The sequence below is a fragment of the Methylobacterium guangdongense genome (assembly GCF_038442355.1).
Taxonomy (GTDB): domain Bacteria; phylum Pseudomonadota; class Alphaproteobacteria; order Rhizobiales; family Beijerinckiaceae; genus Methylobacterium; species Methylobacterium guangdongense.
In genome coordinates this window covers 71137-92714 of the sequence record NZ_JBBXMX010000004.1, presented here as the reverse complement: position 1 = coordinate 92714, position 21578 = coordinate 71137, and the positions used below count along the sequence as shown (strand labels likewise).

Below are 21578 nucleotides of genomic sequence, written 5' to 3'. Positions count from 1 at the left end.
GCTTCGAGGGTGCGCTTTATCCTGAGACTTCCCCACCCTCACCCCAACCCTCTCCCGCACGGGAGAGGGAGTCGGTTGCGACCCGTCATCGACGCTAGGGTCGCCCCGGTTCATGCTGCTCCCGTTAGAGTGCTGGCAGCAGCAATCGAAGGGCGAGGTGGGATGCCTCAGTGCACGCCGAGCCAGTCCCGCAGCATCTGCTCCTGCTTGCCGAAGGCGTGCTCCGGCCCGCGGCCGTTCTTGACCATCGGCGCCTTGAAGAAGGTCGAGAGCTGCTCCTGCACGCCGCCGTCACCGCGGGTGTGGGCGAGGTCGAGCACGCGGGCGATCTCGATCACGAGCGGGGCCGCCAGGATCGAGTCCTTGCAGAGGAAGTTCACCTTCACCTGCATCCGCTGGCCCATGAAGCCCGTGACGTCGATGTTGTCCCAGGCTTCCTTGTCGTCGCCGCGCGGGCGGTAATAGTGGATGTGCACGAGGTGGTCCTCGACCGGGTAGCCGAGGATCGAATCGAGCACCGTGCCCTTGGTGTTGAGCTTCGACTGGAGCGAGTTCGGGTCATTCAGCGCGAGGCCGTCGCGGTTGCCGAGGATGTTGGTCGAGAACCAGCCGTCGACGTGGAGCGCGCGGGCCTTGAAGGCGGGGGCCAGCACCGTCTTCATCATGGTCTGGCCGGTCTTGCCGTCCTTGCCGGCGACCGGAACATTCAGTTCCTTGGCGAGGTCGAGAAGCGCCGGCACGTCGGCCGCCACGCTCGGGGTGAAGTTGGCGTAGGGGATGCCGCTCTTGATCGCCGCATAGGCGTAGAGCATCGCGGGCGAGATCGCCTCGTCGCTCGAATCCAGGCCCTTCTCGAAGGCGGCCGTGGAGTTCAGGGTGGGGTCGTTGAGGTCAGGCCAGCGCTCGGTCGAGGCGAGGTTCACCACGACCACGTCGTCGAGGTTGCTCTCCTTCTGGAAGCGCCGCAGGTCGTTGGCGATGACCGAGACCGCCTCGCGGTGGTCCTTGGCGACGATGCGGTTCTGGCCGTCGATGTTCTTGCAGAACTTCGCGCTGCCGACCGCCGGCCAGGGCGTGATGCCCTTCAGCGCTTCGGCGCCGTCCTCGATATCGTCCTTCGACAACACGCCGTGGCCGCTGGCGGCGGTGGCGAGGTCGTCACCGTTCAGGTCCCAGCCCCCGAAGACGAGATCCTTGTAATCGGCCATGCCCGCCACGGAGAGGCCGGCGAGCGGGAGCCCGTCGAGCCGGTTCGAGCCGGATTTGATCATCTCGATGCCGGCGATGGCGGTGGTGGCGACGGCGCCACCCATGCCAACGAACGCGACACCGACGCGGCGACCGGACTGCATGCTCATTGGAAACTGATGTCCTTGTGGGGACGCGGGTGGCGTCTTGAAGGGTCCGTCCTGGGACGGAAAGTTCGCCCGCCCGGGGCCGTACCTAACTGGCTCAGTGCTGCGGCGTTCCAAGCCAAATGCGACAACTTTGCCGCTCTATGACATGCGCTTGTCCCTCGAAGTCGCCGTCCTGGGCACGAGACAGCGCGTCAAAACAAGACCTTGGCGCTGTCCTCGATCGTAAGGGCTCCGGAGCGCGGCGCGACGGGCCGCGTCCTTAAGGCCCCCCTAATCCGCACGGTTAACCCTTCGTTGACCGTGCCACGCTTGGATCACGGGGTCGTCCCATTCTGGTCACGGCCGGCGCCGATACGGCCGCCGCACAAAGGAGCCCGGCCGCCAGACGCCGGGCCGACGCAAGGACCGACCTGAAGAGGATTGAGGATGGGGGTTTTCCCGGAGCCGGCGCGTCGCGCCGACGACGTGAGCCGACTCGTGCCGAACACGAGCCGTTCCGAGGATGAAGCCGTGGCGTGGCTGCCGCGGGCCGGCGGCCAGATGATGCGCCGGTCTTCTCGCCAGACATCCCGCACCCGGCTGCGCCAGGTGACCGGGCGCGTCACCGGGACGGTGGCGCTGGGCCTCGTGGCCGGGTTCGGATTGCCGCAGGCGGCCTTCGCGCCCGCCTTTTTCGCCCCCGCGGCCCAGGCCCACGACCGGGTCGACACCAGCCCACGCGCCGCCCAGGCCCTCGCGGCTCGGACGCCGGTGCAGGACACGATGACGCCCGAGCTGTCGGCCCAGGACATGGCCCTTCGCTCGTCGCTCGATCAGGATCCGACGCAGGATCTGGCGCAGGACGCGCAACAGGACGCGCAACAGGACGCGGGCACCGACGCCGCGCTCCGGTGGAACGGCCTGCCCGTGCCGGAGCAGGAGCCCGCGACGACGGCGCTGATCCAGGACGACCTCGCCGCCCTGCCGCGGGTGACGCAGACGCAGGGCGAGGACGCCGTGCAATTCGGCGAGCGGACCGTGCCGCGCAAGGTGGTCGACACGATCGTGAAGGCCTCGGACGAGGCCGGCGTCGACCCGGTCTACATGATGGCGCTCGCCGACAAGGAATCGAGCTTCGACACGGACGCCAAGGCCGCGACCTCCTCGGCGCAGGGTCTGTTCCAGTTCGTCAGCCGGACGTGGCTGGAGATGATCCGCGACTACGGTGCCCGCTACGGGCTCGCCGAGGAGGCCGCCGCCGTGAAGGGTCGGGGCTCCGCGATCACGGTTGCCGGCAACATGCGCTCGCGGGTGCTCGGCCTGCGCAACGACCCGCGCGTGGCGGCCCTGATGGCGGCCGAACTGATCAAGCGCGACCGCGAGCGGATCGAGGCCCGGGTCGGCCGGGCGCTGACCACGACCGAGCTCTACCTCGCGCATTTTCTGGGCACGGCGAGTGCTGGGCGCTTCCTGTCGCTCTCCTCCGAGAAGCCCGACGAGGTTGCGGGCCGTGCGTTCCGCAGCGCCGCCCGGGCCAACCGCCGCCTTTTCACCGAGGCGGACGGCGGCAAGCGCCGCAGCCTGACCGTCTCGGAGCTGCATGATCGGCTCGACGGCATGATCGACCGGCGGCTCACCCGCTACCAGGGCGTCGCCGCAGTGGCGGAGGCGCTCGACAAGGCACCGGCCCAGACCGATGTCGCCGGCACCGACGAGGCGGCTCCGGCGGTGAGCAATCGCCGCGTCGAGGTGACCGAGGCGCTGCCGCCGGACGGGGTGTGAGGGCTGCCTCACCTCAATGCCCCCCGGCCGGTGCCCCGCCCCCGAGCTTGACGGTCTTCAGGCTCAGCGCGATCGGCACCGCGCAGGCGGCCACCATGCCGAGCACCCAGAACACGTCGATATAGGCCCAGTAGGCGACCTGCGTGGTCAGGACGCTGCCGATCCAGGCGGTCGCCTGGTTCTGCGCCTCGACGCCGACATAGCCGTGCTCGGAGAAGTACTGCGTCGCCTGCCGCATCGTCTCCTGATAGGCGGGCTCGGCCGGATTGATGTTCTCGACCAGCCGGCTCTGATGGAACTGGCTGCGGTAGGCCAGGATGTTCTGGGCGAGCGAAACGCCCATCGAGCCGCCGACGTTGCGGGCGACGTTGATCAGGGCCGAAGCCTGATCGGTCTGGTCCTTGCGGATGCCCTCGTAGGAGGCCGAGGTGATCGACAGGAACACCATCGGCAGGCCCAGCCCGATATAGACCCGCGACCACGCGAAGAACGCGAAGGTCGTGGTGCCGCTGAGCCGCGTCAGGTCGTACATCCCCAGCGCCACGATGGTCATGCCGGTGGCGATCAGCCATTTCGGCTGAACATAGGCCGAGGCGCGGCCGGTGAGGAACATCATCACCACCGTGACGATGCCGCCCGGCCCCAGGACCAGCCCCGACAGGGTGGCGGTGTAGCCGTAATAATCCTGCGTGATCTGCGGGATGAACTGCGTGGTCGAGATCAGGATCGCGCCGGTGAACATCATCACCACGAAGCAGGATCCGAACTGGCGATTGCCGATGAGCCGCAGATCGACCGCCGGGTTCTCCTTTTTCAGGAGCCACGGGATCATGGCGATGAACGAGACCACCATCAGCACGCCGGAAACGTTCATCAGCGTCGAGGTGCCGAACCAGTCCTTCCGCTGGCCCTCGTCGAGGATCACCTCCAGGGAGCCGAGGAACAGGGCGACCAGCAGGAAGCCCACGATGTCGAAGCGGATGCCCTTGCGCACCAGGGCGCGGCGCTCCTTCTTGGCGGCGTCGCTGTCCTCGATCAGCCAGTACATCAGGCCCAGCGCGATCACGCCGACCGGCCCGTTGATCAGGAAGCACCAGTGCCAGGAGGCGTTGTCGGACAGCCAGCCGCCGAGCGTCGGGCCGATCACCGGCGCGACCACGATGGCGACGCCGTAGAGCGCGAAGGCCTGCCCGCGCTTCTCCGGCGGGAAGGAATCCGCCAGGATCGACTGCGCCAGCGGCGCCATGCCGCCGCCGCCGAGGCCCTGGAGGACCCGGAAGAACAGGAGCGATTCCAGGCTCCAGGCGAAGCCGCACAGGACCGACGAGATCGTGAACAGCCCGACCGACCACATGAAGAAGGCCTTGCGGCCGTAGCGCTTGGCCAGGAAGCTCGAGGCCGTGAGCGTGATCGCGTTGGCCACGAGGTAGCTGGTCACCACCCAGGCCGCCTCGTCCGGGCCGACCGCGAGGCCGCCCGAGATGTAGCGGAGCGCCACGTTGGCGATGGTGGTGTCGAGCACCTCCATGAAGGTCGCGAGCGCCACGACGCCCGCGATCAGCCAGGGATTGTGCCCGCCCGGCGCCTTCTTGGCGGACGCCCCCTTGCCGGCCACGGCGCTCACCGCACCGTGACGGTGGGGACGATCGACATGCCCGGGCCGATCGACACGTCCTTCGGCCAGTCCTTGACGATGATCTTCACCGGGATGCGCTGGGTGACCTTCACGTAGTTGCCGGTGGCGTTCTGGGCGGGCAGCAGGCTGAAGGCCGTGCCCGAGCCCGGCTGGACCGACGCCACGGTGCCGCGGATCTTGCGCCCCGGATAGGCGTCGATCTCGATGGCGACCGGCTGGCCCGGGCGCATGTCGTTGATCTGGGTCTCCTTGAAGTTCGCGGTGACCCAGATGTCGTCGGGCACGAAGGTCGCGAGGGTCTGGCCGGCCTGGGCGAGCTGGCCGATGCCGCCGGTGAGCCGCACCACGCGGCCGGGCTGGACCGAGCGGATTGTGGTGTAGCCGAGGTTTAGCTCCGCCTGCTCGACCTGGGCCGTGTCGCGGGCGAGCTGCGCCTGCGTCGAGGCCTTCTGGGCCTCCAGCGCACCGATCTGCTTCTGCGCCGCGACCACGCTGGCATTGGCGCTCTGGACCGAGGCCTGACGCTGCTGCAGCGTCGAGGTCGCCGACTGCGATTGCTGGATCGAGCCCGAACCGCGATCGGCGAGGTCCTTGTAGCGGGCCGCGTCCTCCTGGGCGAACTTCAGCGCCGCCTGGGCGGTGGCGACCTGCGCCTTCGAGACGTCGATATTGGCGTTCTGCGCCTGGATCTGCGCGTCGATGTTCTTGATCCCGGCCTGGTCGGCCTCGACCTGCGCCTTGGCCTGATCGAGGGCGATCGCGTAGTCGCGCTGATAGATCTGGAAGAGGATCTGCCCGGCATCGACGTGCTGGTTGTCGGTCACCGGCACGTCAACGAGGTAGCCGCCGACCTTGGGCTGGATCGAGATGCTGCGGGCATCCACGAAGGCGTCGTCGGTGTTCTCATACGGGTGCATGTAGAGCAGCCAGTAGAAGAAGATCCCGACGCCCAGGGCGATGACGGCGAGCGTCCCGAGCAGGAAAGCCCAGGGGTGACGCCGTAGAACGTTGGGGCGGCGCTGGCCATCCCCGTCGTCCTCGTCATCGTCCTTCCGGTCGTCGTCGCCCTCGGCCTGTGTGGCCTGATCCTCGTCCTCCGAGCCGGGCTTGCGGGCCGTCTCCCGGTTCCGCTCCACCCGGCCGAGATCCAGGACGTCGCGCTCCGGGGCGTCGCGATCGCCGGCTTCGGCGCGGCCAGAGCCCGGCCGCGCGCGCATCTCGGCGTCGGAGACCTGCCGCTGATCGTCAAACATGGGAAGTCGTCGCCCGATGGGCCGGTCACCTCGCGGCGACCGGGCACTGCACATCGCCCGCCTCGTCCAGCAAAAGCCGAGCGCAGGCTCAAGGTTCCATGAGCGGACCCTCCGGGTCAGGAACGGTTGCCGCGGTGCGGCGTTCTGCGCCGGAAACCTCTGCCGTTCACGGCATCACGTTTTCGGAGTCCTGCCATGACCAGCAGTTCTGCACCGCAAAGCGGACCGACGGGAACCTCCCCCAGCGGCGTCCCGCTCGTCGGAATCGCCCGCCTCGACGCCATGAGCGCGGCGCTCGCCCGAAACTGGTGGCTCGTCGCCCTGCGCGGCGTCGTCGCGATCCTGTTCGGCATCCTCGCCTTCGTCGCGCCGGGTGCCTTCGTCCTGTCCCTCGTCCTGTTCTTTGCCGCCTACACGTTGACCGACGGCCTCTTCGCCATCCTCGGCGCGGTCCGGGCCGCGCAGCATCACGAGCGCTGGGGCTTCCTGCTCCTGGAAGGCATCGTCGACATCGTCGTGGCGGTCGCCGCCGTGCTGGTGCCGGGCGCCGCCGTCTGGGCTTTCGTGCTGCTGCTGGCCGCCTGGGCCCTGGTGACCGGCGGACTGATGATCGCGGCCGCATTCCGCCTGCATCTGCATTACGGGCGCTGGTGGCTGATCCTGGGTGGCGTCGTCTCGATCCTATTCGGGATCGCGCTGATGATCGAGCCGGGCATGTCGGCCCTGGTGCTGACATGGTGGATCGGCAGCTACAGCTTCGCCTTCGGCATTCTGCTACTGATCCTCGCGTTCAAGCTGCGCAGCCGGCACGGTGCCGCCGGGCAGCCGCTGACGCCGTCCGGGCGATAAGACCGCCCGGGCGCGGCGGCTGCGTCGCGGCGACGGAACGACAGGGAGCCCGATGAGGCTTAGAATGGACCCTCGTCCGGCATGATCGGCCCTGGAAACCGCACGCGATGACGTCCGACGCGCCGGGGAGCGACCCGGCTGACAGGCCTTCGGCCCGGAAGGCCGGGCGGGATGAGGATCCCGGGGCGCCGGATCCACGCGCGGCGGCCCGGGAGGCGCGGCGCGCCGCCGGCGATCTGGGCCGTAGCCTCCGGTCCCTGATCGTGGCGGGCGGTCTCGGCCTCGCCGGTGCGGGGCGCGCCGCGGCGGCACGGTCCCGGGACCTGCTGGAACGGCGACGTCGCGCCGGCCCGGCGCCCGCATCATCGGGATCGACCGCGGTCCCGCCGCATCCCCATGTCGCGTCGCCGCTTGTCGCACGCCTGCGCCGGCGGCCGATCGTGCTCGCGGCCGGGGCCGCGATCCTGCTGCCGATCGTGGCGCTGGGCATCTTTCTGCTGGCGGCGTTCCTCACCCTGCCGCCGCTGGGCGGAGCCGTGGTCGAGAGCGGCCAGCGGGCGATTACCGTGGAGGCCGATGACGGACGCGTCTTCGCCACCCGCGGCAGCTTCCGCGGGCAGAAGCTCACCGCCGCCGACCTGCCGCCGCACCTCGCCCAGGCGATCGTGGCGATCGAGGACCGGCGCTTCTACAGCCACTGGGGCATCGATCTGCGCGGCCTCGCCCGCGCCGCGTACCGCAACGCCCTGGGCGGCGGCGTGCGGGAGGGCGGCTCCACGATCACGCAGCAATATGCCCGCCTGACCTCGCTCAACCAGGAGAAGACGCTCTGGCGCAAGGTCCAGGAGGCGATCCTGGCCCTGCGGCTCGAATCGACCATGAGCAAGGACGAGATCCTGCTCGGCTACCTCGACACCGCCTATTTCGGCGCCGGCGCCTACGGGGCCGACGCGGCGGCGCGGCGCTATTTCGGCAAGCCCGCCAAGGCGCTGAACCTGCCCGAATCCGCCATGCTGGCCGGGCTGGTCCGCGCGCCCTCGCAGCTGGCGCCGACCCGCAACCTCGGCGGCGCCAAGGAGCGGGCCGACGTGGTGCTCCAGGCCATGGTGGAGACCGGCGCGATCACCCAAGCCGAGGCCGACGCGGCCCGCCGGCAGAGCGTGACCCTGAAGACGCCCCCCGAGGCGCCGCCGGGCACCAACTACTTCCTCGACATGATCGCGGGCGACGTGAAGCGGCTGGCCGGCAAGGACGGCGACCTCACCGTCCGCTCGACCCTGAACCTTGATCTGCAGAGCCTCGCGGAGGGCGTCGTCGCCCGGCGCCTCGACAAGGACGGGCGCCGCCGCAAGGTCGGACAAGCCGCCATGGTGGTGCTGTCGAAGGAGGGGGCGATCCTCGCCATGGTGGGCGGGCGCGACTACGAGGACAGCCAGTTCAACCGCGCCGTCCAGGCCAAGCGCCAGCCGGGCTCCCTGTTCAAGCTGCTGGTCTACCTGACCGCCTACGAGCAGGGCTACACGCCCGACTCCATCGTGGTCGACCGGCCGGTGAAGATCGGCGACTGGGAGCCCGAGAACGACGATGGGCGCTACCGCGGGTCGGTGCCGCTGCGGACCGCCTTCGCGCTCTCGATCAACACCGTGGCGGCGCAGCTCGGCCAGGAGGTCGGCATCCCGGCGGTGATCGCCACTGCGCGCAAGCTCGGCATCCAGTCCGACCTGCCGAACGTGCCGAGCCTCGTGCTCGGCTCCGGCGCCGTGAGCCTTCTGGAGATGGCCCGCGCCTACGGCTCGGTCCTGTCCGGCCGCACGCCGCTCCAGGCCTACGGCATCCAGGCGATCCGCGGGTCTGCGCCGCAGCCGCTCTACGTCCAGACCGACCCCGCCCCCACGGCGGGCCTCGCCGAGGCCCCGCGCACGATGATGCTCGACTCGCTCCAGGCCGTGGTCGAATCCGGGACCGGACGGGCGGCGCGGGTGCCCGGCCAGATCATCGGTGGCAAGACCGGCACGAGCCAGGACTTCCGCGATGCGTGGTTCGTCGGCATGACGCCGGACCTCGTCGTCGGGATCTGGGTCGGGAACGACGACGACAGCCCGATGAACCGGATGTTCGGTGGCGAGATGCCGGCCGGCATCTTCCACGACTTCGTGCAGCGGGCGGCCGAGAAGCTGGCCAAGGGCAAGCCGCGCCCCTCGGCGGAGCGGGCGGAACCGGCCCGGGCGGCGGCCCCCGCCGCGGTCCCGGCCGCCGTCGGGGAGCTGCGCGGCGTCCCGGAGGTGATCGACACCGGGACCCTCAATCTGCGCGGACGCGTCGTGCATCTGCTCGGCGTCGAGGGCGAGCGCGGGCACCTCGCCCGTCAGCTCGCGAATTACCTGCGGCGGCGGGAAGTGGTCTGCACCGGCCTCTCCGATGGCGCCTCGGCGCGCTGCCAGATCGAGGGCGAAGATCTTGCCGGGCTGATCCTGGCCGCCGGCGGGGCCCGCGCCACGGAGGACGCACCGGCGGACCTGCTCGGCGCCGAGGAACAGGCCCGCGCCGAGCGCGTGGGTTTGTGGGGCCGCTGAACGCTCAGCCCGGCCGCCTCAAGGTGCTCGGGCTGGCTGCAAGGATCGCGGTCCTGGCCCTGACAGATTGAAAGAGCGCCGTGTTTCCCCTCCCCCTTGTGGGGAGGGGCCAGAGGTGGGGGTGGTTCAGGATCGAGCGTTCCGTTGCCTCCTGCGCCACCCCCAGCTCCAACGCCTCCCCCAAGGGCTACGGGTCCCACAGGTTTGAGGCACGCGGCGCATGACGTGGCGCGACGGGCCCCCTCTCCCGTGCGGGAGAGGGCTGGGGTGAGGGAAGGGAAGGTTCCGGATTCGGGCACGCGATGGCTGCGCCAACAGGGCGCGCTTCATTCTAAGAGTTCTCCACCCTGTCCCTCTCCCGCTCGGCAGAGGGGACCCGCGATCTTCCAGATCGGCGGGCGCCCCGCCGAGACCGCAAACCTGTGTCGCCTGGCGCGACAAGGGGAGGAGAGTGGGCCTGTGCTTCGGACAACACCTCGAAAGAGCTGCCGCTCAACCTTTTCCCACCTTGGCGAGCGTCAGCGGGTCGGGTTCGGACCCGAAATACGTCGCCAGCGCTTCGGCGAAGAGCGGCTCGTCGGGTGCAGCCGCAGCGAACAGCGTCATGCTGGAGCGGAACTTCACATCGTCCGGAGAGCCGAAGATCGCGTGCGCCGAGCGGCCCGGAACCCGGTTCACCGCCGCCGTACAGGCCCACAGGCGCTCGCCGAGCACCGGGTGCCCGAGATACGCCCGCGCCTCGTCCAGGGAACCGATCGCGTAGCGCCGCGCCATCGGGCTGGAGCCGAGGCCGGCGATCTGCGGGAAGATGAACCACATCCAGTGGCTGCGCTTCTCGCCGGCCTCCAGTTCCGCCAGGGCCCGCGCATAGACATCCGCCTGCGCTTCGACGAAGCGACCGAGATCATGGGTATCCGCCATCGACGCGCTCCGCTTCGGTCGTGATCCGTGACGCGCCGGTCGCCCCGGTGTAAGCGCCGGCCATGCTCGGCACGCTCGTCGCCTTCATGGTCGCCAATCCCGCGACCAGCCACGCCTTGACGGCAACCCTCGAGACCGCCGGCATGGCGATCGCCATGACCCTGCTGCGCACGCCCCGGCCGGAGGGCACCGCCGCGCTCCTCGTCTCGACCTACTATTATGGCCGGGAGGCCGGACAGCGCGAGCACGACATCAAGCATGCGGGCTGGGACGCCGTCCAGGCGCATCTCGGCGCCGAGTTCCTGTACGGCTGGTCGCTGCCGAACCTTCAGCAATGGGTGGCGCCGACCTGCGCCGCCTGGGCGGTCGCGGGCGCGATCTGGTGCCTTCGCGCCCGGACGTGACGGGCCGGCGCCGCCCGGTAGCGTCCCGATCAGCTCTGCGCGAAGGGGCCGTCCGAGGGGCCGATCTCGCTGCGGTCACCGAGCAGCCGCCGCGCCGAGGCGATGATCTGGACCGTGTCGCGGCTGCTGCACTGACGCCGGGCCAGGGCTTCCAGGTCGCGCAGGTAGTCGATCACCGGGCTGCGCTGCTTTTCACCCCGTCCGATCACCGGTTCGACCCTGGCGGTCACCGTCCCGCCGACCGTATCCCAGAACTCGGGCGGACAATTGGTGGGCTCCCGAATCGAAGGCTCGTGCATGGCTTCGCCCCTCCTGCCTCACAGGCTGGGCTTGTGCGGCGCTTCGCGGGACGTTGCATTCACCCATGTTGAATGCGCCGACACGATCCGGCGATCGCCTCGGGGCGCTCGCGCTCTTGTCATACGGATCTGGCGGAGATCGCGTTCCGCGAGGCGCAAAACAGGCGGTGCCCTCGCGCGTTTGTCTTCGGGCGGAGATGCAGGGGAACGACATGACGGCTGATGATGCGCCGACCGGAGAACGGCCGGCCCGACAGGACCCGGCCGGGCGACCGGGGGAGACGCGCCGGCGCTCGATCGCCAAAGCGGTGAGCTGGCGCGTCGTCGGCAGTCTCGACACGCTGCTGCTGTCGTACCTGTTCACGGGGAACGTCCTCATCGCCGGCTCGATCGCGTCGACCGAGACCGTGACCAAGACGGTGCTGTACTACCTGCACGAGCGCGGCTGGGGTCTGGTTTCCCTGGGCCGGGCCTGACGGCCCGCCCGGAGGGTCGCGATCGGGCTGGGGCGCCCCGCAACACAAAAGCCCCCGCGGACGGATCCACGGGGGCTTCGATCGCGGGCAGCCGCTCGGCTGCCAGACCGGCTTACTTGATGAGGGCGAGCAGCGCCTTGCCGGCCTTGGAGTTCAGCTCCTTGGCGTCGAGCGTGCCGTCACCGTCCGGATCGGCCATCTTGAAGCGCTCGGCCACCGCCGCGAGGTACTCCTTCTTGTCGAGGGTGCCGTCGCTGTCCGGATCGGCCTGCTTGACGCCGGCGGCGCTCAGGCGGCCCTTCAGCTCGCGGGCGTCGAGGGTGCCGTCCGAATCCTTCTCGAGACGATCGAAGGTCGTGGAGGCGACCGCCTCGACTTCCTTCATGTCCACCGTGCCGTCACTGTCGGTATCGATCATCTTGACGGCGCTGGTGCCGCTGACGGGCTTTGCAAACGCAGCCGGAGCCGACAGGCTGGACACGGCGAGGGCCACGGCGGCGAAGCCACTGAGAACACGAAGGATCATTGCCAAATTCTCCCGAAATATGATGCCCAAACTTCCTAATCGGCGATTCGGTTTGCTACAAGTGCGAAATCGTCTGATCGTGAACGTTCGCGGGGCGTCGATCGCATCGATCATGTGGAAAGGGGCCGGCGGATGCCGACCCCTTCAATCTTGCAACAATCGTCGGTTCGCCCGCAGCGGACCGAATCAGTAACCGTAGCCTCGGCGGACGACCGGCCGATCATCGTCGTACCGCTGGCGCCGGTACAGGCGGTCCTCCTCGTCGGCGCGGTCGCGGCGATAATCTTCGCGTCGGAAATCCCGCTCGCGCTGGGCGCGGGAGCGCAGATCCACGCTGGGGCCGTTCGGCCCGAGTTCGATGCGCTGCGCCGCTGCGGGAACGACGCTCGCGAGGGAGGCGGCCAGGACGGCGCCGGCAAGCAGGGTCTTCATGGGACACTCCTTCGTGCGTTGAGGTTTCAACACATCCTCGCGAGGATCGTTCCCAAGAAAACCCAATCGTTCCGGCTGCGATCAGGCTATCGCCTGGGCTCAGGCGAGCGTCGCCAAGTCCTGAAACCAGTGCTGCGCCTGCACATAGTTTTTCACCCGCGGCGAAAGCGCGTGCGGATTGGTGTCGTGCACCACCCAAACCTGGACCGCATCATCGACGACGATCTCGTGGATGCGCGCCAGGAGCCTGTTCTGTTCATCGGTATCCAGGCTGGCCTTCACCTTGTCGCACAGGGCATCGACCTCGGGATTGCGATAGTGGCTCCAGTTCACCCCATTGGGAGCGATCTGCTTCGAATCGTAGAAGCGCAGAATCGCGTAGAACGGGTCCGATGTGACGTAGGCGATGTTGCCGGCGCTGACCCCCTTGAGGCTCGGATCGGCCGCTCCCTGGCGCCAGGCCGTGTAGGCGACCTCCAGCTCGACGGTCTTGAACTCGACCTGGATGCCGACCTCCGCCCAGCTCTGCTGCACGTATTCGTTGATCGGCAGCGACAGCATCTGCCCGGTGCCGCCGGTCGGGATCAGCACCGTGGCCTTGACCGGATTCTTCACCGAGAAGCCCGCCTCCTCGACGAGCTTGCGGGCGGCCTCGACGTCGGTCTTGATCTGGAAGCGCGGCTTGCCGAACCAGGGGCTCGACTGCTGAACCTGCCCGATCGCCGGCTGGACCAGCCCGCCCATCAGCTCGACGACGCCCGCGCGGTCGATCGCGAGATTGGCGGCCTTGCGCAGGCGCAGGTCCCGCCAGGGCGAGCCCTCCAGCATCGACAGGTGGTAGTTCCAGACATGCGGCGTGTCGTTGCCGACGACGCGCATGCCGGCGGCCTTCAGGCGCGGGACGGCGTCGGGCGCGGGCGCCTCGATCAGGTCGACCGTGCCGGAAAGCAGCGCATTCACCCGAGCGAGATCCTCGGGCACGCAGGTGAGCGTCAGCTTGGCGAGCTTCGGCACCCGCTTGGGGTTCCAGTATCCGACGTTTGGCAGGAGTTCGAGGCGCACCCGCGGGACCAGCTGGCCCATGCGGAACGGCCCGGTGCCCGAGGGCTCGAAGGCGAACTTCGCCCAGTCCCGGCCGACCTTCTCGTATTGCGCGGGCGAGGAGATCAGGAACCAGAGCATCTGGTAGGGGAACAGGCTGTCGGGCGTCTTGGTGGTCACCTGGACGGTCTTGGTATCGAGCTTCCTGTAGCTCGCGACGCCGGGCAGGCGCGGGCGGACCTGGGCGGCCTGGCGCTGGTCGAAGTGCGGTGCCTCCTTGTTGAGCACCTTGTCGAAGTTCCAGATCACCGCGTCGGCGTCGAAGGCCGAGCCGTCGTGGAAGGTCACGCCCTCCCGCAGGTGGAAGGTCCAGACCTTCGGGTCCGCCGTGTCGGCCTCCCAGGAGGTGGCCAGCCCGGGGACCATCTTGCCGGGCCGGTCGGCGACGTCGAGTTCCCAGGCGACCAGCGGGTCGTAGAGGGTCAGGCCGGTGAACTGGTAGCCGCCCGCACCGCGATCCGGCTGGCCTGTCGTGAGTGGCAGGTCGGTCATCGAGATGCCGTAGGTCAGGCTGCTCGGCCCCGCGCCCTGCGCGCCGGCCCGGCCCGGGGCTCCGAGCGCCGCGAGGGCCGCGCCCCCGATCATGAGCGAGCGGCGTGTCGGCTTGATCAGGTCCATCGTGTCTCTCGGCTGGAAGCGGATGCGCCGCATGGAGCGGCGCCCGCTCTCCAGGGGCGCGGCAGCTTCTCCTCAGCCGCGACCCCATGCTGCATACAGTATCATGCACGCATCATGCCCAATCGGGCGGCAGCCGGCCGGGCCGCCCTCAGGCCTGCCAGACCTGACCGGGCCGGAGCGCCAGGAACCGCTCCGGCGGGAGGCCGGCGGCCCCGAGCGCCGCATTCAGCGCCTCGGCGGGGCGCTCGACCCCTTCGTCGGTCAGCTGGAATGTGCCCCAATGGTGGCCGAGGGCCTGCTCGGCGCCGAGGAGGCGGAATGCCTGCACGGCCTCAGCGGGGTCCATGTGCTGCGGGCGCATGAACCAGCGCGGCTCGTAGGCGCCGATCGGCAGGGTCGCCAGCCGGGGCGGTCCGAAGCGCGCCCGGATGTCCCGGAACAGCGCGCCGTCGCCGAAGCCCGTATCGCCGACATGGTAATGCACGCCCCGGGGCGAGGTGATCACGAAGGCGCACCACAGGGCCATCCGCCGGTCCCGGACGCCCCGGGCCGACCAGTGATTGGCCGGCGTCAGGTGAATCTGCAACCCGCCGCCGACATCGACCGACTCGCCCCAGTCGCGGGTCTCGACATGCATCGTGTCGTCGTAGCCGCGCAGGATCGCGTCGTTGCCGAGCGGCGCGACGATCAGCGGCTGATGCGCCTGCCAGATCCGGGCGACCGCCGGCCCGTCGAGATGATCGTAGTGATTGTGGGTGATCAGCACCGCGTCGATCGGCGGTAGATCGGCGAAGGCGATGCCGGGCGGGTTGAAGCGCTTCGGCCCGGCGAAGCGGACCGGGCTCGCGCGCTTGGCGAAGACCGGATCGATCAGAATGTTGCGGCCGGCGACCTGAACGAGGTAGCTCGCGTGCCCGATCAGCGTGATCCGCAATCCCTCGACGCGCTCGGGCGGGTGATCCGCCGGGAACGGGCTCGGAAAGCTATTCGGCCAAGCCTCCCGCGCGCGTTTGGCCTGCCAGCGCAGCACATCGGGCAGCGACTTGTCGGTCGCCTGATCCGGCAGGAAGAAGCGCAGCCCGTCGAAATGGTCGGAGACCGGGCCGCGATAATAGGGGTTTCGACCGCGCTTATGCGCGGCATAGCCGACGCCGCCGAGCGTCATCACCGTGGCCGCACTCGCGACCGTGAGCAGGCTGCGCCGTTTCATGTCCCCCGAGATGGCGGGTGGCGCGCGCCGGTCAAGTTCCCGGGCCTTGCGGCGGCAAGCCTCAGTCCACCGCCTCGGCGGCCAGGGACAGCCGCGCCCGATAGACGATGTTGCCGACTCCGTCGCGCACGCAGGCGACGTAATCCTGGCGCTCGACATCCGGCAGCATGTCGCGGGCGATCGCCGACATGATGCGGGTGACCTTGGCGCGGGCGGCCGGCAGGTCCGGAAGGTCGAAGCCGACCTCATCGCGGATCGGCTGCGAGCCGTCGTGAAGATCGATGAAGAATCGGGGCATCAGCGCGAAGCGTCTCGATAAGAGGTACTGCGCTGGTATGATTGCTCTAGTCATGGTTAATAGGAACTTAATTTTGGTTATGACCGGGTTTCGCCGGGCAACTGATTGGCTGCTTGAGCATGTGCGGAACGGCAAACCCACCAGGGCCCCGATCCTGAGATAGGCGCGCAGCGAGCCTCGAAAGCGGGCTCCAGCCAGCCGCGCGTACCCTGGAGGGCTCCTTCGAAGACTCCACTACGCTCCGGCACTCAGGATGAGGGGGTTGGGAAGGAGAACCGGAGCCTTCGGTGGCCAGCCCGCCCGGGGCCGATCCGCCCTCAGGAGCGCCAGCGCAGCTCCCGCGTCTCCAGCGGGTTCACGAACGGACGCCCGTCGCGGGCCGATTCCAGCGCCTCGCGCTTGAGGCGGAAATACCATTGCGAGGGCAGATCGCCCTGGCCGAACAGCACCATGGTGGGCTTGCGGTCGAGGCCGTCCTGCGCGTGCTGCAGCACCTGCTGGTCCTGGGTCAGGAACTGCCGCATCAGCGTCCGCGCGACGGGCTTGAGCAGGTTCAGCGCCGGCATGTTCCAGTAGAGGGCGTTGGTCAGCAGCGTCCGGTCCGGCGTCAGCGGCGTCGCGAAGGTGTAGTTCGCCACCCGCTTCTCACCCGCGCGGATCCGCTCCAGGCGGACACCCGGCAGGCGGAACTCGATCTCGACCTCCGGCACGCCGCCGAGCAGCCGGTAGACCGGGGAACTCGTCGTGGTGGCGTGGCTCGTCATGACGAAGCCGTGCGGCACCGGCTGGAAGGTCTTCACCTTCTCGCGGAGCTGCTTCGAGGGCCGGAACCACCACGAATCGTGGACGAAGGCGACGTGGCCGGGGTCCACGAGGCTCAAGGTGGTGAGATCGAACGAGGCCTCCACCACGAGTTCCACCACCAGGGAGCCGGCCGGCGTGAAATCGAGCTTCGGCAGGGCCGGGACATCGCCGCTGGCCGGTCCGGTATGGGGATTCACCCAGAGGAAGCCGGCGCTCTCGCGGATGGGGAAGCGCTGGACCTGGATGCGCGAGAAATCGGCGGCGTCGTGCTCCGACAGGGTCGGCACGTCGCGGCAGCGCCCGTCCGTGCCGAAGCGCCAGCCGTGGAACGGGCACATCAGGCTGTCGCCGTCGAACCGGCCCTTGGACAGGGCCATGCCGCGGTGGGGGCACCGGTCGCGCAGGGCGAAGGGGGTTCCGTCCGGGGCGCGGCCCAGCACGATCTGCTCGCCGTTCAGCTCCACGGCGCGGAGGCCCGTCTTACCGCGAGCCTTGCCGCCAGCCTTGCCGAGACTGCGGGATTGGCCGACGCAGTACCACGCGTCGCCGAGCGGCTGGCGCATCGCGTCGGGATCGAGGGCGGCCTCGTCGGTGGGACGCGGCGGAGTGGTGAAGGGCGCGTTCAAGGCGGCTCTGGCGGCGGACGGGGTGCCCCGTCATACGCCGGGCGGCCGATGGGCGAAAGCGCGAGTCCGGGGAGGACAAACGGGCGCAGGGACGGGGCTTCACAAGCCGGTTCGCACCGCCTACCTTCGCGTCATCCGCAACCAACGAAAGGAGGTGATCCAGTGTCTCATTGTCATCAGCCGTGTGTCTCGGCTCATCGGACCTGGACCGTCGCCTCCGGCGCGTCGCTCTAAGACGCGTCAGAGACCCGATCTCGGGACAGTTCCGCCGGACGACACGGTTCGGCAATGGAAGGGCCACCCTCTCGGGTGGCCCTTCGGCTTTTCAGGGTCAGCGCTTCTGCGCCTGGAACAGGGGCTGCGCCAAAGCTTCGGTCCGGGCGCGCCACAGGTCGCGCTCCTCGCGCAGGGCATCGCGCTCGCCAACCAGGGCGGAACGCTCGGCCGCGGCCCGCTCGCGCTCGGCCTGCATCGCCGCGCGCTCGGTCTTGAAGCGCTCGCGCTCCGCGCGGATCTCCGCCTGCTCCGCCCGCAGGTCGTCGAGGGAGCCGATCTCGTCCTGAATGTGCGCGCGCAGGGTGCGAATCTCCTCCGCGACCATCGCCTGCAGCGCGTCCTGATGCTCGGCCTCCAGCCGGAGCTTCGCCTTGAGCATCAGGTTCTCGGCCATCAACTCGGAGATGTCGGCATCGTCGGGCTCGGCCGCCTGCGACGGTCCGGCGGGCGCCACCACCCGCGGCGACCATGCGGATTCGGCGGGACCGGGACCGGTCTTCGCGCTGGACCGGGGCGTCTCGGCCGGGCTGTGGGTCTTCATCGCCGAGAGCCAGTCCCGGAGCGGCCCGGGCGCGGGGCGACCGCTGGACTCGGGCGACAGGGAGCGGGCGGGTTCCGACATGGGCGGCGTCCTGAACGAAATCGTCTCGCAGACAATCCGAACATGCTTAACGATCGGTAAAGGAGGGGTCCGCCAAGGCCGCCGCATCGGCCCGGAAATTGACTTTCTCCGCCGGCGCCGCTACGCCCCGGCCTCCCGATCCGAAGCAGATCGACCGATGCCAAGCCGACCGGTTCCGTGAGGCCGGAGGTCAACGCCCGACAGCGCGTCTGCGCCCTCGGGCGCGATGGGCGTTGGCCGAGACGCCACGACGGGCCCCGCCGGCCGAGGCACCCGCATGACGCCAGATCAGCAAGCGTTGACCCAGACGCTGAACATAGAGGACGCGATCAACGAGACCTGCCCGTGGTCGGGCAAGCCGATCTCGGCGGATTCGCTGACTCTCTACAACGGCGCCGTGGTGGGCTTCTGCAACCCGGAGTGCCGGGACAAGTTCGCCAAGGCCCTGCGCAGCTTCGAGGCCGCCCTCCAGGCGCGCCGCGTCGAGCGCGCCGGGCTCGAACAGTAAGCGCAGGGCGTCAGAGCATGTTCGAAGGCCTGTCCGACCGCCTCTCCGGCATCCTCTCGGGGCTCACCCGCCGGGGTGCGCTGACTGAGGCCGACGTCACCGCCGCCATGCGCGAGGTGCGCCGCGCCCTGCTGGAGGCCGACGTCGCCCTCGAAGTGGTCCGCGGCTTCACCGACAAGGTGAAGGAGAAGGCGGTCGGCGCCGTCGTGCTCAAGTCGGTGACGCCCGGCCAGATGGTCGTCAAGATCGTCAACGACGAGCTCGTGGCCATGCTCGGCACCGACGCCGAGACCATCGATCTGAACGCCCCCGCCCCGGTGCCGATCCTGATGGTCGGCCTGCAGGGCTCGGGCAAGACCACCACCACCGCCAAGATCGCCCGGCGCCTCTCCGATCGCGAGAAGCGCAAGGTGCTGCTCGCCTCCCTCGACACGCGCCGCCCGGCCGCCATGGAGCAGCTGGCGGTGCTGGCCAAGCAGGTCGGCGTCGAGTCGCTGCCGATCATCGCCGGCCAGTCGGCGGTGCAGATCGCCAAGCGCGCGATGGATGCCGCCCGGCTCGGCGGCTTCGACGTGGTGATGCTCGACACCGCCGGCCGCACCACGGTGGACGAGGGCCTGATGGCCGAGGCCGCCGAGGTGAAGGCCGCGACGCGGCCCCACGAGGTGCTGCTCGTCGCCGATGCGCTGACCGGTCAGGACGCGGTCAACACCGCCCGCGCCTTCGACCAGCGGCTCGGCGTCACCGGCATCGTGCTGACCCGCATGGACGGCGATTCCCGCGGCGGCGCGGCCCTGTCGATGCGCGCCGTCACCGGCAAGCCGATCAAGCTCGTCGGCACCGGCGAGAAGGTCGACGCGCTGGAGGAGTTCCACCCATCCCGCGTCGCCAACCGCATCCTCGGCATGGGCGACATCGTCTCGCTGGTCGAGAAGGCCGCCGAGACCATCGACCACGAGCAGGCGCTCCGCACCGCGGAGAAGATGCGCAAGGGCAAGTTCGATCTCGAAGACCTGTCCATGCAGCTCGGCCAGATGGAGAAGATGGGCGGCATCGGCGGCCTGATGGGCATGCTGCCCGGCATGGGCGCGATCAAGAAGCAGGTCGAGGGTGCCAACCTCGACGAGAAGATGTTCAGGCGTCAGCGCGCCATCATCTCGTCGATGACCCCGCAGGAGCGAAAGAACCCGGACCTCCTCAAGAACTCGCGCAAGAAGCGCATCGCGGCGGGCGCGGGCGTCGACGTCTCGGAGATCAACAAGCTCCTGAAGATGCACCGGACCATGGCCGACATGATGAAGGCGATGGGCTCGGGCAAGCGTGGGATCGGGCAGGCGCTCGGCTCGATGTTCGGCCTTGGCGGAGGCGGTATGGGCGGGATGGGGGGCGGCATGCCCGGCCTTCCCCCCGGCATGCCGGAGCCGACGCCGGAGCAGATCGCCCAGATCGAGAAGCAGTTCGGCGGCAAGCTGCCGCCGATGCCGCCGGGCCTGGGCGGCGGGGGCGGCATGCCGAAGCTTCCGGGACTTCCGGGACTCGGCGGTCCGAAGCTGCCGGGTCTCGGTGGGTTCATGCCGGGGAAGAAGAAATGAGCGTGCTCGCGGCGCAGGCCGTCGATCCCGAACTCGCGCGCCTGCGCGACAGCATCGACAATTTCGATGCGGCGCTGATCCATCTCCTCGCCGAGCGCTTCCGCTGCACGCAGCGGGTCGGCGAGCTCAAGGCCCGAAAGGGGATCCCCCCTTCCGATCCGGACCGGGAGGCCCGTCAGGTCGCCCGGCTCCGCAAGCTCGCGGTCGAAGCCAAGCTCGACCCCGATTTCGCCGAGAAGTTTCTGGCCTTCGTGGTCAAGGAAGTCATCCGGCACCACCAGTCGATCGCGGCGACGCACGAGTCGGCGACCGACACCGAGAGAAAGTCCTAAGTCATGGCCCTCAAGATCCGTCTCACCCGCGGTGGCGCCAAGAAGCGCCCCTATTACCGCATCGTCGTCGCCGACGCCCGCGCTCCCCGCGACGGCCGCTTCATCGACAAGGTCGGCGCCTACGACCCGATGAAGGCTAAGGACGATCCGGCCCGCATCGTGCTCGACAACGAGAAGATCCAGAGCTGGCTCGCCAAGGGCGCGCAGCCGACCGACCGTGTCCTGCGCTTCCTCGATCAGGCCGGCCTGGCCAAGCGCCCGACCCGCAACAACCCGCAGAAGGCGGAGCCCGGCGAGAAGGCCAAGGAGCGCGCCGCCAAGCGGGCCGAGAAGGCCGCCGCCCCCGCCGAGGACGCCGCCGCTTAAGGCGCGCGCAGCATGGCGCGCCGCCCCGCAGGTCCCCCTCCCCGCGACGGCGGCCGCCGGGGCCGCATGAACGCGGCCGTCGGCGCGATCGCGCCCGACGCCGCGACCTCGCCTAAGGCGCCGGCCCCCAAGCCGGCGCCGCAGGCCGCCGACCCGAATCTCGTCCTGGTGGGCGAGTTCGGGCGGGCGCACGGGCTCAACGGCGAGGTCCGCCTGAAATCCTACACCGCCGAGCCGCGGGCGATCGCCAGCTACGGCGCCCTGTTGACCGCGGACGGGCGCAGCCTGACGCTCGCCGAGGTGCGCCCCGCGCCGGGCACCTCCCCCGATATGCTGATCGCCCGGGTGAAGGGCGTCTCCGGTCGCACCGCCGCGGAGGCGCTGAACCGGCTCGCCCTGTTCATCCCCCGCGACCGCCTCGCCGCCCCCGAGGACGAGGACGAGGTCTACGCCGCCGACCTGATCGGCGTCACGGCTTTCGACGAGGCCGGCACCGTGATCGGCACGATCGTGGCCGTGCCGAACTATGGCGGCGGCGATCTCCTGGAGCTGCGCTCGCCGGACGGTGGCGCAACCGCGCTCCTGCCCTTCACCAAGGCGTTCGTGCCGGTGCTCGACATGGCACAGCGGCGGGTCACGGTCGTCCCCCCGGAGGATCTGTTCGCGCCGCCGGGGGAGAAACCCGCGGACGATCCGGGTTGATCGCTCAAGTCTGAACGAGGCCGCAACTTCGCTCT

At 69.5% G+C, this 21578-nt stretch carries 22 protein-coding genes; 10 read left to right on the top strand and 12 right to left on the bottom strand.

Annotated features, from left to right (window positions below; all coding sequences use genetic code 11):
- Positions 1-167: 167 nt before the first annotated feature.
- On the bottom strand, positions 168-1358 hold the full coding sequence (locus AAHG09_RS10190; RefSeq protein ID WP_091718825.1) for an inositol-3-phosphate synthase: 1191 nt from the start codon (positions 1356-1358) through the stop codon (positions 168-170).
- A 426-nt stretch (positions 1359-1784) separates the two neighbouring features.
- Between AAHG09_RS10190 and AAHG09_RS10185 the strand changes: the two genes are divergently transcribed.
- Entirely contained in the window at positions 1785-3119 is a 1335-nt protein-coding gene (locus AAHG09_RS10185; protein ID WP_342106931.1) for a transglycosylase SLT domain-containing protein, read from the top strand.
- 13 nt (positions 3120-3132) lie between these two features.
- On the opposite strand, the gene AAHG09_RS10180 is transcribed toward AAHG09_RS10185, so the two are convergent.
- Both AAHG09_RS10180 and AAHG09_RS10175 read right to left on the bottom strand, forming a co-directional pair.
- Positions 3133-4743 (bottom strand): DHA2 family efflux MFS transporter permease subunit, encoded by a 1611-nt coding sequence (locus AAHG09_RS10180; protein WP_412760014.1) that lies wholly within the window; start codon positions 4741-4743, stop codon positions 3133-3135.
- Positions 4740-6008 (bottom strand): HlyD family secretion protein, encoded by a 1269-nt coding sequence (locus tag AAHG09_RS10175; protein ID WP_342106928.1) that lies wholly within the window; start codon positions 6006-6008, stop codon positions 4740-4742. Before AAHG09_RS10175 ends, AAHG09_RS10180 begins: the two co-directional genes overlap by 4 nt.
- Before the next feature lie 195 nt (positions 6009-6203).
- On the opposite strand from AAHG09_RS10175, the gene AAHG09_RS10170 reads away from it, so the two are divergent.
- Positions 6204-6857 carry an HdeD family acid-resistance protein gene (locus AAHG09_RS10170; protein WP_342106926.1) on the top strand — a complete coding sequence of 218 codons (654 nt, stop codon included), beginning with the start codon at positions 6204-6206 and terminating at the stop codon, positions 6855-6857.
- 107 nt (positions 6858-6964) lie between these two features.
- On the top strand, positions 6965-9430 hold the full coding sequence (locus AAHG09_RS10165) for a PBP1A family penicillin-binding protein (protein WP_342106924.1): 2466 nt from the start codon (positions 6965-6967) through the stop codon (positions 9428-9430).
- A 492-nt stretch (positions 9431-9922) separates the two neighbouring features.
- Here the strand turns inward: AAHG09_RS10165 and AAHG09_RS10160 are convergent, their stop codons facing one another.
- Entirely contained in the window at positions 9923-10351 is a 429-nt protein-coding gene (locus AAHG09_RS10160; RefSeq protein ID WP_342106923.1) for a DUF1810 domain-containing protein, read from the bottom strand.
- Positions 10352-10413: 62 nt separating this feature from the next.
- Between AAHG09_RS10160 and AAHG09_RS10155 the strand changes: the two genes are divergently transcribed.
- Positions 10414-10755, top strand: a complete 342-nt coding sequence (locus tag AAHG09_RS10155; protein WP_342106922.1) for a hypothetical protein — start codon at positions 10414-10416, stop codon at positions 10753-10755.
- 29 nt (positions 10756-10784) lie between these two features.
- Here the strand turns inward: AAHG09_RS10155 and AAHG09_RS10150 are convergent, their stop codons facing one another.
- Positions 10785-11054: a hypothetical protein gene (locus AAHG09_RS10150; protein ID WP_342106920.1), complete on the bottom strand. Its 270-nt coding sequence runs from the start codon at positions 11052-11054 to the stop codon at positions 10785-10787.
- 212 nt (positions 11055-11266) lie between these two features.
- Here AAHG09_RS10150 and AAHG09_RS10145 point away from each other — a divergent pair, with 212 nt between their 5' ends.
- On the top strand, positions 11267-11530 hold the full coding sequence (locus AAHG09_RS10145) for a DUF2061 domain-containing protein (RefSeq protein WP_342106919.1): 264 nt from the start codon (positions 11267-11269) through the stop codon (positions 11528-11530).
- Positions 11531-11642: 112 nt separating this feature from the next.
- Here the strand turns inward: AAHG09_RS10145 and AAHG09_RS10140 are convergent, their stop codons facing one another.
- The 7 genes from AAHG09_RS10140 to AAHG09_RS10110 form a co-directional block, all read right to left on the bottom strand.
- On the bottom strand, positions 11643-12056 hold the full coding sequence (locus AAHG09_RS10140; protein ID WP_342106918.1) for a penta-EF hand family protein: 414 nt from the start codon (positions 12054-12056) through the stop codon (positions 11643-11645).
- A 186-nt stretch (positions 12057-12242) separates the two neighbouring features.
- Positions 12243-12488 (bottom strand): hypothetical protein, encoded by a 246-nt coding sequence (locus AAHG09_RS10135; protein WP_342106917.1) that lies wholly within the window; start codon positions 12486-12488, stop codon positions 12243-12245.
- A 99-nt stretch (positions 12489-12587) separates the two neighbouring features.
- Positions 12588-14207: an ABC transporter substrate-binding protein gene (locus AAHG09_RS10130; protein ID WP_342106916.1), complete on the bottom strand. Its 1620-nt coding sequence runs from the start codon at positions 14205-14207 to the stop codon at positions 12588-12590.
- 148 nt (positions 14208-14355) lie between these two features.
- Positions 14356-15417 carry an MBL fold metallo-hydrolase gene (locus tag AAHG09_RS10125; protein ID WP_342106915.1) on the bottom strand — a complete coding sequence of 354 codons (1062 nt, stop codon included), beginning with the start codon at positions 15415-15417 and terminating at the stop codon, positions 14356-14358.
- Positions 15418-15478: 61 nt separating this feature from the next.
- Positions 15479-15715: a DUF6894 family protein gene (locus AAHG09_RS10120; RefSeq protein WP_342106914.1), complete on the bottom strand. Its 237-nt coding sequence runs from the start codon at positions 15713-15715 to the stop codon at positions 15479-15481.
- Positions 15716-16032: 317 nt separating this feature from the next.
- Positions 16033-17082 carry an aromatic ring-hydroxylating oxygenase subunit alpha gene (locus AAHG09_RS10115; RefSeq protein WP_342107393.1) on the bottom strand — a complete coding sequence of 350 codons (1050 nt, stop codon included), beginning with the start codon at positions 17080-17082 and terminating at the stop codon, positions 16033-16035.
- A 394-nt stretch (positions 17083-17476) separates the two neighbouring features.
- A complete protein-coding gene (locus tag AAHG09_RS10110) occupies positions 17477-18043 on the bottom strand; it encodes an ATPase (protein ID WP_342106913.1) in 567 nt (188 codons plus the stop codon).
- Positions 18044-18320: 277 nt separating this feature from the next.
- Between AAHG09_RS10110 and AAHG09_RS10105 the strand changes: the two genes are divergently transcribed.
- From AAHG09_RS10105 to rimM, 5 genes are read left to right on the top strand one after another with little or no spacing between them, the layout of a single operon-like run.
- Positions 18321-18551 carry a glutathione S-transferase gene (locus tag AAHG09_RS10105; protein ID WP_342106911.1) on the top strand — a complete coding sequence of 77 codons (231 nt, stop codon included), beginning with the start codon at positions 18321-18323 and terminating at the stop codon, positions 18549-18551.
- A 17-nt stretch (positions 18552-18568) separates the two neighbouring features.
- A complete protein-coding gene (gene ffh, locus AAHG09_RS10100; RefSeq protein ID WP_342106910.1) occupies positions 18569-20143 on the top strand; it encodes a signal recognition particle protein in 1575 nt (524 codons plus the stop codon).
- Positions 20140-20475 (top strand): chorismate mutase, encoded by a 336-nt coding sequence (locus tag AAHG09_RS10095; RefSeq protein WP_342106909.1) that lies wholly within the window; start codon positions 20140-20142, stop codon positions 20473-20475. Before ffh ends, AAHG09_RS10095 begins: the two co-directional genes overlap by 4 nt.
- Positions 20476-20478: 3 nt before the next feature.
- A complete protein-coding gene (gene rpsP / locus AAHG09_RS10090; RefSeq protein ID WP_020092607.1) occupies positions 20479-20841 on the top strand; it encodes a 30S ribosomal protein S16 in 363 nt (120 codons plus the stop codon).
- Between the two features lie 12 nt (positions 20842-20853).
- On the top strand, positions 20854-21543 hold the full coding sequence (gene rimM, locus AAHG09_RS10085) for a ribosome maturation factor RimM (protein WP_412760013.1): 690 nt from the start codon (positions 20854-20856) through the stop codon (positions 21541-21543).
- Positions 21544-21578: the final 35 nt, after the last annotated feature.

Bases quoted from the DNA above. Each gene is read 5' to 3' on its own strand.
- AAHG09_RS10105 (WP_342106911.1), top strand. From the start codon at position 18,321: ATGACGCCAGATCAGCAAGCGTTGACCCAGACGCTGAACATAGAGGAC.
- AAHG09_RS10095 (WP_342106909.1), top strand. From the start codon at position 20,140: ATGAGCGTGCTCGCGGCGCAGGCCGTCGATCCCGAACTCGCGCGCCTG.
- AAHG09_RS10190 (WP_091718825.1), bottom strand. From the start codon at position 1,358: ATGAGCATGCAGTCCGGTCGCCGCGTCGGTGTCGCGTTCGTTGGCATG.
- AAHG09_RS10165 (WP_342106924.1), top strand. From the start codon at position 6,965: ATGACGTCCGACGCGCCGGGGAGCGACCCGGCTGACAGGCCTTCGGCC.
- rpsP (WP_020092607.1), top strand. From the start codon at position 20,479: ATGGCCCTCAAGATCCGTCTCACCCGCGGTGGCGCCAAGAAGCGCCCC.
- AAHG09_RS10145 (WP_342106919.1), top strand. From the start codon at position 11,267: ATGACGGCTGATGATGCGCCGACCGGAGAACGGCCGGCCCGACAGGAC.
- ffh (WP_342106910.1), top strand. From the start codon at position 18,569: ATGTTCGAAGGCCTGTCCGACCGCCTCTCCGGCATCCTCTCGGGGCTC.
- AAHG09_RS10170 (WP_342106926.1), top strand. From the start codon at position 6,204: ATGACCAGCAGTTCTGCACCGCAAAGCGGACCGACGGGAACCTCCCCC.
- AAHG09_RS10150 (WP_342106920.1), bottom strand. From the start codon at position 11,054: ATGCACGAGCCTTCGATTCGGGAGCCCACCAATTGTCCGCCCGAGTTC.
- AAHG09_RS10120 (WP_342106914.1), bottom strand. From the start codon at position 15,715: ATGCCCCGATTCTTCATCGATCTTCACGACGGCTCGCAGCCGATCCGC.
- AAHG09_RS10110 (WP_342106913.1), bottom strand. From the start codon at position 18,043: ATGTCGGAACCCGCCCGCTCCCTGTCGCCCGAGTCCAGCGGTCGCCCC.
- AAHG09_RS10155 (WP_342106922.1), top strand. From the start codon at position 10,414: ATGCTCGGCACGCTCGTCGCCTTCATGGTCGCCAATCCCGCGACCAGC.
- rimM (WP_412760013.1), top strand. From the start codon at position 20,854: ATGGCGCGCCGCCCCGCAGGTCCCCCTCCCCGCGACGGCGGCCGCCGG.
- AAHG09_RS10160 (WP_342106923.1), bottom strand. From the start codon at position 10,351: ATGGCGGATACCCATGATCTCGGTCGCTTCGTCGAAGCGCAGGCGGAT.
- AAHG09_RS10125 (WP_342106915.1), bottom strand. From the start codon at position 15,417: ATGAAACGGCGCAGCCTGCTCACGGTCGCGAGTGCGGCCACGGTGATG.
- AAHG09_RS10185 (WP_342106931.1), top strand. From the start codon at position 1,785: ATGGGGGTTTTCCCGGAGCCGGCGCGTCGCGCCGACGACGTGAGCCGA.
- AAHG09_RS10175 (WP_342106928.1), bottom strand. From the start codon at position 6,008: ATGTTTGACGATCAGCGGCAGGTCTCCGACGCCGAGATGCGCGCGCGG.
- AAHG09_RS10115 (WP_342107393.1), bottom strand. From the start codon at position 17,082: ATGCGCCAGCCGCTCGGCGACGCGTGGTACTGCGTCGGCCAATCCCGC.
- AAHG09_RS10135 (WP_342106917.1), bottom strand. From the start codon at position 12,488: ATGAAGACCCTGCTTGCCGGCGCCGTCCTGGCCGCCTCCCTCGCGAGC.
- AAHG09_RS10140 (WP_342106918.1), bottom strand. From the start codon at position 12,056: ATGATCCTTCGTGTTCTCAGTGGCTTCGCCGCCGTGGCCCTCGCCGTG.
- AAHG09_RS10130 (WP_342106916.1), bottom strand. From the start codon at position 14,207: ATGGACCTGATCAAGCCGACACGCCGCTCGCTCATGATCGGGGGCGCG.